Below are 13315 nucleotides of genomic sequence, written 5' to 3' on the forward strand. Positions count from 1 at the left end.
ACACTCTCTTTCTTTCAGTATCAAAGTATCAGACGACTTCGTTCGGGTCCTTGGAATAGAATCCGGTATCCAGCTCACGGTTGGCGGGATGCAAAGCACGCAGTTCGGCATCCAAGCGTTCCGCCAATTCATCCGTCCAGATCCCTTCCGCGAAGGCTTCACGCGCTTCCACGAACAGTTTCGCGATAGCCACAAAATTTCCTCCCGGTGTGAACAAGCCATCCAGCATCCATTGCGAGACGCCGATAGCCGTCAGTTCGCCCAGATGGGGCATCAGATCAAGGTCATTGTTGGCGAAGATGTGCGTCCCGTTGCGGTCCTGATAGATGGAATAATGGGAATCCACTTTTTTCGGCTCCGAAATGAACAATCCGCGTTCTTTGTTCACAGCTTCCTCTTTCTCGATGAAATTGAAATAATTTTCAAGCAGGTTGCGTTTCGATTGATGGATGCAAGTGGCTCCGTACACCAATACTTCTACCGGTACCAATGCACCCGGGATCAACTTCTTCATTTCCTCGAAAGGCACTTCACGAGCCAGCACGGAACCGACCGCTCCCCTTTTCTCCCAGAAATTGATCTGTCCGCTTGAAGTCACCATGACTTGTGCGTCATAACGGTAAGGGATGAACAAATCCTGTTCCCGCATCACCTGCACTACGCCAGGGTCGCCCAACGTGATGCTGTCGACTTCCACTTCACGCAGGAAAGCCAAATATTCGGCCACTTGATTGATCCGATCATTATGGAAGATCGCATTCACCGCGGCACTGACCTGCGCGCCTTTCTCGTGCGCATAGGCTATGACCTCGCGCTGTTCCTCTCTGGTGAAGGAATACGGCAAACGAAGGCCGTACTCATCCTCTCCTATATATAGTATATCTACACCGCAATCCACCAATTCCTTGGCTTGCGCTACTGACTCGGCTGTTGCAATCAGCTCGATCATCATACATTCCTCCCTTATTCGAGTTCCTTGATAAGATTATCACATTACTTATAAAAAGTGAATGACTGTTTTCCCTAAGTTTTCAGAAAATTATTGTGCAGAATAGTCTCTTCTTGTTAAGGCAATCATTTTGTTTCCGCCTTGTATAAAGCTATATCAGGCTCCCCGTATTCTTTCCAGCACCAAGAATGGTATAATATCAATTGTGAAAATAGAATGACATCCACCAACCATCAGGAGGAATATTCAATGAAAAAACTTGTCAACAGCCAACAGATGAAAAAAATCGACGCCTTTACGATCGATGAGATCGGCATCCCAGCCATGGTGCTGATGGAAAATGCGGCGAATCAGGTCGTCTCAGCCATGGAAGAGCGCATCTCAAGAGAGGACATCATCCTGGTTGTCTGCGGTTCAGGCAACAACGGCGGCGACGGAATGGCGGCAGCCCGCATTTTATTGAACCACGGCTTCCAGGTGGATGTATTCCTGATTGGTGAACGCGAAAAATTGTCCGCTGAGTCCAGAAAGCAACTCGATATCATCGAAAACTTGGAAATGGTCATCTGGGATGACGTCAGCGAAATCAATTTCAAAGGCTACACCGTCTTGGTCGATGCGATTTTCGGCATCGGCTTGGACAGGCCTGCAGAAGGGAAATACGCGGAAACGATCCAACTCATGAACGCGTTCCAAGGATATGTGTTTGCCGTCGACATCCCATCCGGCATCTCCGCCGACAATGGCCAAGTGCTGGGGACCGCTGTCCGGGCCGATGTGACCATCACTTTCGGAATCGAAAAAATCGGTCAGCTGCTTTATCCAGGTTCTTTGCACACCGGAAAACTGATCGTCAGCGATATCGGTTTCCCGCCGAGCGCCATGGATGTCATTTCTTCGAATGTGCTGTTCTATGACGAGAGCGATCTTTTTTCGCTGCCAAGACGCGCGGCTTATTCGAACAAAGGCACTTACGGCCGGGTCGTGATCATCGCCGGATCCGCAAACATGAGCGGGGCTGCCTTCTTGTCGGCAAAAGCCGCCTACCGTACCGGCGCAGGTCTGGTCCAGATCATCACACCGGATGAGAACCGCGCCATCCTTCAAATGCAGCTGCCTGAAGCAATCCTGACGACTTACAAGCCAGACGGATTGGATCAGGAGAGCGAACGCCTGAAAATCATCGCCGCATTGTCCTGCGCCGATGCGATTGTTGTCGGACCCGGAATCGGGAAGTCCGATGCAGCTCGCATGGTAGCCGATTTGGTTCTCGAAAACAGTCAGATCCCTTTGGTCATCGATGCGGATGCCTTGAATATCCTTTCCGATCGTTTCAACGACGCAGCTTTGCCGGGGAACGATTCCCGTGCCCGCATCAGCGCAGTGGCGCAGGCCGTTCCGGTGGGGAGCATCCTTACCCCTCATTTGAAAGAACTGGCGCGTCTTTTGGATAAGGACTTGGCGGAAATAAAAGCGGACCTTTTGGGGACTGCAGCGTTTTGCACGGCTGATTCGGATCTGACCTTTGTCATGAAGGATGCCCGGACTGTGGTGGCCCATCAGGATGAGCACTACATCAACGCAACCGGCAACAACGGCATGGCGACAGGCGGTTCGGGCGATGCCCTGACCGGCATCATCGCCGGCTTGTTGGCTCAAGGCTTGGTCCCTTCCGAAGCGGCCAAATTGGGTGTCTACATCCACGGTTTGGCGGGCGATATCGCTGCCCAGGAAAAATCCGAATACAGCTTGATGGCTTCGGATCTCATCGAAGCTTTGCCAGCGGTATTGCGCTGATTCTTTACTGTTAAAATGAATGAAACGCACCAGGAACCCGGCAGCGGTCTGCCGGGTTCCTGGTGCGTTATTGTTTGGAGCAATGTGTGGGTGCTTCCAGCTCCGGCGGGCGATCTGTTGGCCGGAGGAGACTTATTCCCAGAAGGCCGAACTCCGGCGGAGCCGCGTGGACCGGAGGTGATATTTTGGTGGGATTCTCTTCTCCGGCGAGAGTGCTTTTTCCAGGAGGAAAAACCGATTCCTGGCCAACCCTTTTATTCCGGTTTCGCCTTGGAACTCTCATTATCTCCGGAAATGCGGAACACTTTTTCGCTGCGCTCGTACGGGACATCGGGAACGCCTTTGCGGGCATTGACGACCCGGGCCACAACAAACAGATAGTCCGAAAGACGGTTGATGAACTTCAGCACAAACGGATTCACTTCATCCGGCTCCGCCTCCATGAAGGTGACGATCCGGCGTTCGGCATCGCGGGTCGTCGTCCGCAAAATGTGGAACCAGCTTGCCAGTTCCGTTCCTCCAGGTATGATGAAGTACTGGATTTCCTCCGGTTCCTCACTGTAGCCGTCGATTTTCTGCTCCAACCAGTCGATGTGATCCTGTGCGAGCTTGTACTCCCTGTGCCCTTTCGGGATCGACAGATCCGAGGAACAATCGAACAGGAACTGTTGGATGAGCGCCATGTCCTCCTGAATATCCTCGCCGCAATCGTTCTTCGTGCGGACAAGCCCGAACCATGAGTTCAGCCCATCGAGCGTGCCGAAAGCTTCGATCCTTTCGGCATTTTTCGGAAGGGCCTTTCCGCCTCCGATGCGTGTGTTGCCTTTATCGCCGGTGCGTGTATAGATGCTGTATTTCATAAGGGTATCTCCTTTAGTGCTGTATTTTGTTCTGTCATTCTAACACATTTCATTCCGGCACCCCCAAACCAGCAATCGAACGACAGAATTTTCCGGAAATAGGACCTTTGCAGTATGGCTTTCAAAGGGAACTCTGGTAAACTAAAAATAGAAAACCGCTATGCCGCTATACGGGCCAAATCCGGCTACGGCGTAAGAAAGGACAGCATATGCATAAGAAAGAAACGAAAATAACAATACCCGAAGATACGCGCCTCATCTCCTTTTTGGGCGGCAAGACAATCATCTATATCCTGTCCACCCTGATCCTGATCGGTGTGCTCATCTTTACGATGGATACCATTTCATTCATTTTCAAACCGCTGCAGGTCATTTTTTCGACCATCGTGGCACCCGTAATTTTAGCAATCGTCTTCTATTATATATTCAATCCGATGGTGACCTTCCTTGAAAGAAGGAAAATCAACCGGGGAATGGCGACATCAATCGTCTTTGTACTCTTCATTTTTATGCTGGTCTATGGGGTTGGCCTATTGGTTCCGATCTTGTCCAGCCAACTCACCAATCTGGTCAATGAATTCCCTACCTACATTGACCAGATGAATGCCTATTTCGACAAGCTGCTCGCGAACACTACCTTCAAGGATTATTATGAGCAAGCGCAAACTTGGCTGGACAGCACCGTGGGCAGTATCCCTGACATGATTCTGGCCTGGATCGGCAACTCGAGCGAAAAAATCATGAACATCTTTTCCACCATTTCCAGCGTAGTCGTCGTAACAGTCACTTTCCCTGTCATCCTTTTCTTCATGCTGAAGGACCAAGGAAAGTTCCAACCTTTTGTCATGAAGAACATCCCGCCTGTTTTCCGCCATGATATCGAAAAGATATCCAGACAGATGTCGCTTCAGGTCGGTTCCTATGTCCAAGGCCAGCTGCTCGTTGCCTTGAGTCTGGGTGCCTTGCTGATTGTCGGTTATTTGATCATCGGCCTGGATTATGCAGTCGTCCTTGCCTTGATCGCTACCTTGACGGCGGTCATCCCTTTCATCGGTGCGACAATCGGGGTCATCCCGGCTTTGTTCGTGGCTGCCTTCACGTCTCCGGCCATGCTCCTGAAAATGGCCGTCGTCTGGGCTTTGGCGCAATTTGTCCAAGGAAACATCATCGAACCGAGCATCATGGGCCGAAATTTGAAGATGCACCCGCTGACGATCATCATCGTTTTGCTGATCATGGGCAATTTGCTTGGCTTTATCGGCATGATTTTAGGTGTGCCGCTCTTCGCGATGCTGAAGATCCTGCTCGAGCATGTCCTCGAGAAATTCAAGCTGCGGTACAATCGTTACTTTGGCGAAGTGGCCGGTCCATTCGAGCTGGACGACGAAGAGCCTGTCTTGGTGAACGGCTCCACCCCCGTTAAGGATTTCGCCACCGTGGATGTGAAACGGGATGTTCCGGAAAACAATAACGATACAGAAGAAGAATAATAGAAAAAAGGTTCGTGGCCCTTGCGGGATCACGAACCTTTTTTATATTAAGTAATTCCAAATCAAATAGGCTAGATAAAAAAACACTAAAATGCGCCCTTCTTTTCTGCTGATGATTTCCCGTTTATTATTGTAGGAAAAATAACCCAGAACCGCCAGCAGAATAGCCAACGCCGGAAAATGGATCTGATAGAAATCCGGACTGACGACAATTCCTCCCGGGGTCATGCTGATCGCCGTTCCGAGGATAAGCAGCGTGTTCAAAAGGTTCGAGCCCATGATGTTCCCCATCGCTAATGCGCCATAGCCTTTTTTTACGGAAACAATGGTCGTGCTTATTTCAGGCAATCCGGTCCCGAATGCCACAACCGTGGAAGCGATGATCGAATCAGGGATGCCGATTCGGGCAGCTCCAATTTCAACAGTTATCACCATAACCGAGGCGCTCGCAATCACAAAGCCCGCGCTGACAAACAATTTTAAGAGTTTGATCAGAATCGGCTTGCCTTCCTCCTTATCGGATGTAACGTCAGTGATTTCTTGAGGTTGTTGCTTCCCTTCCCTCAGCATCCACAGAAAATACAACGGGCTCAACAGCAAAAAGAGAAAGCCGATCCACTGCGGAATCTTTCCCTGGCCGTCTGCATAGAAAAAAGGCAACGCGGACAGAATCAAAAACAAGGAGAGCCCGGACAACAGCGCATGCTTATTTGCCGTCTTCCGATTGACGGGAATGCTGCCGTAAATGGCACCGATTCCGAGGATAAAGCTGGTGTTCACGATAGTCGAACCTATGACATTTCCCAGAGCCACTATGCTGTTTCCCTGTAAAGCGGACAAAATGGACACGGCCAACTCCGGCAAGGAGGTCCCTAAGGAAACAATCGTGGCACCAATCACCAACTCGGATATTCCCCAGTCCAACGAGAGCGATATCGCTTCGTCCACCAAAATATCCGTCGCCTTGGACAACATCCAGATGCAGAGGATCAGCACTGCCACCAGTATATAACTGTCCGCTTGATCCAATATAGCAGTCACGTACCTCCACTTCCTTTCCTACGGAGAGCTAGTTGCTGCAATCAGTAGGTCACTTGCTGATAGTCCGCTGGTATTTCAAAAGCATCCTCCGACACGTTATCGGACAATTCCAGTATTTCCATGACCGATTCAAATGATTCGTCGATCGTCTTGATTTTCTTCAGATCGGAGCCGTCAAAATAGTAGAAGATTTGTGTACCGTTCCCTGTACGATATTCCTCGTACACCAAACCATCTTCCTTGCCGCTGCCGACGTAAACGATGTCCTCCACTTCGACAGGCTCGCTCGCTTCCGGAATTTTCGGAATGGTCTCTTCACCTTCCATCATTGTATTAGGCATAACCATCACCGTTTTGTTGGCATGGTCGACCGTGTAGATATTACCGTCCATCATCACTATTACGGTGTCGGTGTCTGCGGATTTTGATTGCATCGCGGTTCTGTCGCCAGAAACGGTCATCATCGTCTCGGATTCCATCATTTCGCCTTCAAATGTTGTTGTGGAACGGAAAGCCATATAGTAATTGCCGCTGCCCATAATGTCGATATAGCTTTTCGATAGTTTACCGAGACGATGACCTACTTCAGTGGATTCAACCGAGGCTTCTTCTGTTTCACTGCTCGCTGTATTGGCTGCCGAACTGCTCTGCGCTGTCGCTTGAGAGGAACTTTCTTCTTCAGTTGTTTCCTGTGTTTGGTTGCAACTTGCCAGAAAAAGGCTGATCAGCAAGACTGTCCAATATTTTTTTCTATCCTTTAGCATCCTAAACAACTCCTTCGAATAGTGTTGATCCTGTCGCTGCATTTCCGATTGGCGAGGCGGTGTTACTGTCATCCTTATTATAGCTCATATCCAGTGGGTTTTGAAATTTGGTATAAATAAGAAAAGTGGCTTCTGCATGGTATCCGACAACTGCTATGCCCTCACTTCAGCCTCGTTACAGGTGCGTGTTATACTGATAGAAATAAGATCATTTTATTGGGGGAATAGCTATGTGTCTGATTTCGATACAACTCAGCCAAAACGCTTCGTACAAATTGATACTCGTGGCCAATCGGGACGAGCAATATGACCGGCCATCCTTGCCTGCGCACTTCTGGCCGGATCATCCCGATCTGTTGGCCGGGAAAGACTTGAGCGCTCGCGGCACTTGGCTCGGGATCACCAAACAAGGCAGGATCGCCGCCGTGACCAACAGTTATTTGATGACCACCCAGGAATCCGACCAAAAATTGTCCCGCGGTAACTTGGTGATGGATTACTTGACCGGCACTACTGGACCCGAGGACTACCTGAATCAGGTCAGACAACAGCGGACCGACTACAACGGCTTCAATCTGATCATCGGTTCGAGCCACAGCCTCCATCATTACAACAATATTTTGGACGAAATCAACGTCCTTCAAACAGGCAACCATGCCGTCAGCAACGCCACGCTCGATACCCCATGGCCGAAAGTCACCCGAACAAAAGCGGCAATGGCCGAACTGGCGAGTTCACCCTTACTTGAAGAAGAGGCCATCTTCCGCATCATGGCGGACCGGACGCCCCCGCCGGATGACCAACTGCCGGATTTGCCGCTGGATTTGCCGATTTTGCGCGCTGTCTCCGCCAATTTCATCCAGACGGAACGCTACGGCACCCGTTCCACGTCACTGATCCTCATCGACCATTCCGATCGGGTGACTTTTGTGGAAAGATCCTATCTGCCGGACGGAACCAGCAGTGACGTCCGTTTCAACTTTCAATTGATGGCTGAAAAAAAATGACGCAACAAAAGATGCGACCGGGAATCGAAATCCCAGCCGCATCTTTTTTATTATAGGTAGTATTTCCTGATGATCGTCAGGTCATCATTCAACTCATAGACCAATGGTTGCCCTGTAGGGATTTCCAGTTGCATGATTTCATCATCGGGTATTTCTTCGATGTATTTTATCAAAGCCCGCAGTGAGTTCCCGTGGGCCGCCACCAAAATCGTCTTGCGGTCCAATACCGCCGGAGCGATCTGGTCTTCCCAGAATGGAATGACACGGTCCAAAGTGGTCTCCAAATTTTCCCCCATCGGAATGACCCGTTTCTGCAGATTCGCATAGCGGCGATCCTTGACCGGCGACAGCGGATTATCAGGATCCATCAACGGCGGCAACGTGTTATAGGAGCGCCGCCATTTCAGAACCTGGTCTTCTCCATATTTTTCGGCTGTTTCTTCTTTATTCAGTCCCTGCAGATCGCCATAGTGCCGTTCATTGAGCCGCCAGCTTTTCACTTCCGGTATCCATAATTGATCCATTTCATCCAGAACAATATGGCAAGTCTTGATCGCTCGCTGCAGCACGGACGTGAACGCCATATCGAACTCAATCCCGGCTTCCTTGAGTTTTCGGCCAGCTTCTCTCGCTTCCGTGACACCCTGTTCACTCAAGTCGACATCTGTCCAGCCCGTAAACAGGTTCAATAAATTCCACTCGCTTGCGCCATGACGAATCAAAATGATTTTCCTCATCACCGTCACCACTTTCTCCTGTAGTTTTCTTTCATTATACTGCTACAGGCAGTGCGATTCACGTTTAAGGACTTCAGTTACCGCCGCGGATGGCTCCCACCATTTCCGCTACGAAGGCTCCGACCGGTTTGGGCGACTCTTTCCCGTACTGTTCCATGATGTTGATGATTGCGGAACCGATGATGACGCCATCCCCGATTTCACTCATCGCTTTTGCTTGTTGCGCGTTGGAGATCCCGAAGCCGATGGCGCAGGGGATGTCGCTGATTTTGCGGATTTCATCGAGGATGCTGCCGATATCGGTCGTGATATCGCTGCGGACGCCGGTGACGCCCAAGGAAGAAACGACGTAAAGGAAGCCTTCCGCTTCTTTGGCGATCATGGCGATCCGTTCCGCTGATGAAGGAGCCACCATGGAAATGTAGGTGATGCCATGTTTCCGACAGGCTTCCTGGATGAAGCCCTTCTCCTCGAACGGGACATCCGGGATGATGACGCCGTCGACGCCGGTCTCTTTGCAGCGCGCCATGAATTTATCGATCCCATATACGAACACCGGATTGATGTAGGTCATGAAGACGAAAGGCGTTTCGATTTCGGTGCGCAACTCAGCGACCATCCGGAAAATATCGTCCGTATTGATGCCGTTAGCCAAGGCCCGCTCATCCGCTTTTTGGATGGCAGGACCTTCCGCAACCGGATCGGAGAACGGGATGCCGATTTCGACGATGTCCGCTCCGTTCGCTACGATTTCCCTGATCAGTTCCTTTGTGGTTTCCAGGTCTGGATCCCCCGCTGTCACGAAAGGGATGAATGCCTTATGCTTGAAGGCAGCTGTGATTTTATTCATGAATGTCCACTCCCTTGTATCTTGCGATTGCAGCGACGTCCTTGTCCCCACGGCCCGATAGACAGATGACGATGATTTTTTCCGGATCCAACGTCGGTGCCAATACCATGGCATGCGCGATTGCATGCGAACTTTCGATGGCCGGGATGATCCCTTCCATCCGGGCCAGGTATTCAAAGGCAGCGACAGCCTCATCATCCGTCACAGAAACGTACTCGGCGCGGCCGCGGTCATAGAGATCCGCGTGTTCAGGCCCGATGCCCGGGTAGTCCAAACCTGCCGAAATCGAATAAACAGGAGCGATCTGGCCGTATTCATCCTGGCAGAAATAGGATTTCATGCCGTGGAAAATGCCCGGTGTCCCGGTCGCGATCGTCGCGGCCGTGTCCTGCGTGTGGATGCCTCTGCCGGCAGCTTCGCAGCCGATCAGCCGCACACTTTCGTCGCCGATGAAGTCATAGAAAGTCCCGATCGCATTCGAACCGCCGCCGACGCAAGCCATCACGACATCCGGCAGCTTGCCTTCCGCCTCGGCCATCTGGGCTTTGGTCTCTTCCCCGATGATTTTCTGGAAATCGCGGACCATTGTAGGGAATGGATGCGGCCCCATGACCGACCCGATGCAGTAATGCGAATCTTCAAACGTGGAAGCCCAATCCTTCATCGCTTCGTTGACCGCATCCTTAAGGGTGGCTGTGCCGCTTGTCACGGGAATCACTTTCGTGCCCAACAATTCCATCCTGAACACGTTCAAGGCTTGGCGTTGGGTGTCCTCTTCGCCCATGTAGACGACGCACTCCATATCCAAAAGCGCAGCTGCCGTGGCGGTCGCCACGCCGTGCTGGCCGGCGCCGGTCTCCGCGATGATCCTCTTCTTGCCCATCTTTTTGGCCAACAATACTTGGCCGAGCGCGTTATTGATCTTATGTGAGCCCGTGTGGTTCAGGTCTTCGCGTTTCAGGTAGACTTTTGCCCCGCCCAGGTTCTTCGTCATCTTTTCCGCGAAATAGAGGCGGGATGGCCGGCCTGCGTAGTTATCCAACAGATCGTTCAATTCTTTTTTGAATTCCGGATCCTCACTGAATCGGAAAAAAGCTTCCGACAGTTCCAAACAAGCGTTCATCAAGGTTTCGGGAATGAACTGTCCCCCGTGTGCTCCAAAATAACTTTTCATTTTATTGACCTCCCAATGATTTCCATTACTGATTTGATTTTTTCAAAATCCTTCACGCCGTCCGTTTCGACGCCGCTCGAGATGTCCACTGCGTAGGGCTGCACCTGTTGGATGGCCGCTTCGAGGTTTCCCGCATGCAGGCCGCCCGCCAAGAAGAATGGGCGCGTTACTTCTTTCAGCAAATCCCAGTTAAATGTCTTTCCTGTCCCGCCTGCCACGCCGCTCTGGTACGTGTCATAGAGGAGGATATCGGCAGCGTATTCCTTCTTGATATCAGAGGTGTCCTTGACCGCAACCGCTTTGATGATCGGAAGTGTGATCCGCTTGCCCAACTCTTCTATATAAGTGTTATCCTCATCGCCATGGAGCTGCACGATCTGGATTGCCCGGCTTTCCACGATGGAGACGATGTTTTCGATCGGTTCGTTGACGAAGACGCCGACTGCCGGAATGGCATCATCCAGGGCTGCCCTGATTTTCAGTGCTTGCTCCAACGAAATCTGGCGCTTGCTGGGTGCGAAAATGAAGCCTGCAAAATCCGGGCGCAGTTCATTCAGCATTTCAGCATCCTCGACTCGTTTCAGACCGCAGATTTTCACCTTGACCATCAGCCGATTCCCCGCAGACGGTCCAGCATACCTTTTTTGTCCGGCGAGACCATCATCGTTTCGCCGATCAGGATGGCATCGACGTTGCCCTCTTCCAATTCGATGACTTGCTGTCTTTCCGAGATGCCGCTCTCGGCCACGAAAAGGATGTCATCCGGCACCAATGCACGCAGCATGATGGACTGCTGGATATCTACCTTAAAGGTTTTCAAGTCCCTGTTGTTGACTCCGACGATTTTCGGGCTTGTCCGTAACGCTTTCAGGAGTTCTTCTTCGGTATGGGCCTCAACCAATGCCGAAAGCCCCAGTTCGCGGGCCATGCGTTGGAAAGCATCCAACTCTTCTTCCGTCAGGATGGTTGCGATCAACAGCACGGCATCCGCACCGATGACTTTCGCCTCATAAATCTGGTAGGCATCGATGATGAAATCTTTCCGGATGACCGGAAGCGATACGGCCTGTTTTATTTCCGTCAGGAAGCGGTTTTCGCCTTGGAAAAAATCGGGCTCGGTCAATACCGAAATTGCGGATGCCCCCGCATCTTCGTAGGCCTTGGCGATCTCGAGGTAAGGGAAATCCTCCACGATTACGCCTTTCGAAGGGGAAGCCTTCTTGCATTCGCAGATGAAGCGGATCCCTTCGCCGGTCAGCGCCTTTTCGAAGGGGAAATCCTGATTGATCGGCATCGCCAAGGCGGCTTGTTTCATTTCTTCCAACGGGATGGCCTGCTTGGCTTTTTCCACGCGTACCTTTGTCGCTGCTATGATGTCGTCCAATATCATTTTGTCGCCTCCTGTGATGCCTTGATAAATTGCTCCAGTTTTTTCAAAGCCGCTCCGCTGTCTATGAGTTCGGCTGCGCGTTTGATGCCGTCAGCGATCGTATAGTCGTCGTTGGCCAAATAGATGGCCATGCCGGCATTCAACAGCACCGTGTCGCGCTTCGGTCCTTTTTCGCCGCTCAAGATAGCCAAGGCGATTGCGGCATTCTCGGCCGGTTCTCCGCCCACCAAATCTTCGCTCGTGCAGTACTCGAAACCATAGTCTTTCGGATCGAACGTGAAGTGGGTGACCTTGCCGTCGCGGAGCTCCGCGACTTCCGATGTTGTGGTCAAAGTGATTTCATCCAGACCGTCATTTCCGCCGAATACCAATGCTCGTTCCATATGCAATTGGTTCAGCACTTCAGCCATCGTGTCCACCAGTGCGACATCATACACGCCGAGCAATTGCATGTTCGCATTGGCCGGGTTCGCCAATGGCCCAAGAACGTTGAAGATCGTCCGGACACCCATTTCTTTCCTGACGGGTGCGGCGTGTTTCATCGATGGATGGTATTTTTGGGCATACATGAAGCACATCCCGATTTCTTCCAACATCGCTTCGCTGTGTTGCGCGCTGGCTTCGATGTTCACACCTAATTCTTCCAGCACATCCGCGCTGCCGCATTTGCTAGATGAGCTGCGGTTGCCGTGCTTAGCCACCGGAATCCCTGCGGCTGCGATGACAAAGGATGAGACGGTTGAAATGTTGAAAGTGAAGGATTGATCGCCGCCGGTTCCGACGATGTCCAATGCCGTTGTTTTCGTCTGCACCTTATTTGAAAAATCGCGCATCACTTCAGCGGAAGCACTGATTTCTCCGGCTGTTTCGCCTTTCATCCGCATAGCTGTCAGGTAAGATGCAATCTGGACCGGGCTGGCTTGACCGCTCATGATCTGGTGCATGATGGTCTTCGTCAATTGCGGAGAAAGTTCTTCTTTTTTCACTAGTTTATCGATAGCGGCTTTCATGCTGTCTTGCGGGAGAATTTCTTCGGTCTGTTTCGTCTCTTTTATCTCTAGCATTTCATTCACCTCATCATTTTTTGTGTACAAAAAAAGCCCTTGTCCCCCCTTTAAAGGGACAAGAGCTTGTATTCTCCTGCGATACCACCCAAATTGACGAAATTAATCGCCCACTCGTTCACATACCAACATATGTGCCTGTCTGTTAACGGATCAGGTTCCCCGTTTGCCCCTACTCTTTTCAAGGCAACC

The 13315-nt window shown here is 51.1% G+C and carries 13 protein-coding genes and 1 other annotated feature (1 of these 14 running past the window's edge); of the genes, 3 read left to right on the forward strand and 10 right to left on the reverse strand.

Going from position 1 to position 13315, the window contains the following annotated elements; translation table 11 throughout:
- Window positions 1–28 precede the first annotated feature (28 nt).
- Window positions 29–949: a peptidase U32 family protein gene (locus C7R73_RS02980; protein WP_106449039.1), complete on the reverse strand. Its 921-nt coding sequence runs from the start codon at window positions 947–949 to the stop codon at window positions 29–31.
- A 249-nt stretch (window positions 950–1198) separates the two neighbouring features.
- On the opposite strand from C7R73_RS02980, the gene C7R73_RS02985 reads away from it, so the two are divergent.
- On the forward strand, window positions 1199–2746 hold the full coding sequence (locus C7R73_RS02985) for an NAD(P)H-hydrate dehydratase (protein WP_161525852.1): 1548 nt from the start codon (window positions 1199–1201) through the stop codon (window positions 2744–2746).
- Between the two features lie 254 nt (window positions 2747–3000).
- Here C7R73_RS02985 and C7R73_RS02990 read toward each other — a convergent pair whose 3' ends face one another.
- Entirely contained in the window at window positions 3001–3606 is a 606-nt protein-coding gene (locus C7R73_RS02990) for a cob(I)yrinic acid a,c-diamide adenosyltransferase (RefSeq protein ID WP_106449041.1), read from the reverse strand.
- Window positions 3607–3815: 209 nt separating this feature from the next.
- Between C7R73_RS02990 and C7R73_RS02995 the strand changes: the two genes are divergently transcribed.
- Complete coding sequence (locus tag C7R73_RS02995; RefSeq protein ID WP_106449042.1) at window positions 3816–5096, forward strand: AI-2E family transporter; 1281 nt, start codon at window positions 3816–3818, stop codon at window positions 5094–5096.
- Between the two features lie 42 nt (window positions 5097–5138).
- On the opposite strand, the gene C7R73_RS03000 is transcribed toward C7R73_RS02995, so the two are convergent.
- Both C7R73_RS03000 and C7R73_RS03005 read right to left on the reverse strand, forming a co-directional pair.
- Entirely contained in the window at window positions 5139–6137 is a 999-nt protein-coding gene (locus C7R73_RS03000) for a sodium:calcium antiporter (protein WP_106449043.1), read from the reverse strand.
- Window positions 6138–6178: 41 nt separating this feature from the next.
- Entirely contained in the window at window positions 6179–6901 is a 723-nt protein-coding gene (locus C7R73_RS03005; protein WP_106449044.1) for a hypothetical protein, read from the reverse strand.
- A gap of 230 nt (window positions 6902–7131) precedes the next feature.
- Between C7R73_RS03005 and C7R73_RS03010 the strand changes: the two genes are divergently transcribed.
- Window positions 7132–7908 (forward strand): NRDE family protein, encoded by a 777-nt coding sequence (locus C7R73_RS03010; RefSeq protein WP_106449045.1) that lies wholly within the window; start codon window positions 7132–7134, stop codon window positions 7906–7908.
- A gap of 50 nt (window positions 7909–7958) precedes the next feature.
- On the opposite strand, the gene gpmA is transcribed toward C7R73_RS03010, so the two are convergent.
- The 6 genes from gpmA to trpD form a co-directional block, all read right to left on the reverse strand.
- Complete coding sequence (gene gpmA / locus C7R73_RS03015; RefSeq protein ID WP_106449046.1) at window positions 7959–8645, reverse strand: 2,3-diphosphoglycerate-dependent phosphoglycerate mutase; 687 nt, start codon at window positions 8643–8645, stop codon at window positions 7959–7961.
- A gap of 73 nt (window positions 8646–8718) precedes the next feature.
- Window positions 8719–9495 (reverse strand): tryptophan synthase subunit alpha, encoded by a 777-nt coding sequence (trpA, locus tag C7R73_RS03020; protein ID WP_106449047.1) that lies wholly within the window; start codon window positions 9493–9495, stop codon window positions 8719–8721.
- Window positions 9488–10669, reverse strand: coding sequence for a tryptophan synthase subunit beta (gene trpB / locus C7R73_RS03025; RefSeq protein WP_106449048.1), 1182 nt, complete (start codon window positions 10667–10669; stop codon window positions 9488–9490). The genes trpA and trpB overlap by 8 nt, the downstream gene beginning before the upstream one ends.
- Window positions 10666–11277, reverse strand: coding sequence for a phosphoribosylanthranilate isomerase (locus C7R73_RS03030; protein WP_106449049.1), 612 nt, complete (start codon window positions 11275–11277; stop codon window positions 10666–10668). Before C7R73_RS03030 ends, trpB begins: the two co-directional genes overlap by 4 nt.
- Entirely contained in the window at window positions 11277–12059 is a 783-nt protein-coding gene (trpC, locus tag C7R73_RS03035) for an indole-3-glycerol phosphate synthase TrpC (protein ID WP_106449050.1), read from the reverse strand. Before trpC ends, C7R73_RS03030 begins: the two co-directional genes overlap by 1 nt.
- Window positions 12056–13123, reverse strand: a complete 1068-nt coding sequence (gene trpD, locus C7R73_RS03040; RefSeq protein ID WP_239992555.1) for an anthranilate phosphoribosyltransferase — start codon at window positions 13121–13123, stop codon at window positions 12056–12058. Before trpD ends, trpC begins: the two co-directional genes overlap by 4 nt.
- 51 nt (window positions 13124–13174) lie before the next feature.
- Window positions 13175–13315, reverse strand: a binding site (T-box leader); it runs 102 nt beyond the window's last position.

Origin of the sequence: Trichococcus alkaliphilus (assembly GCF_003008695.1) — a bacterium.
Taxonomy (GTDB): domain Bacteria; phylum Bacillota; class Bacilli; order Lactobacillales; family Aerococcaceae; genus Trichococcus; species Trichococcus alkaliphilus.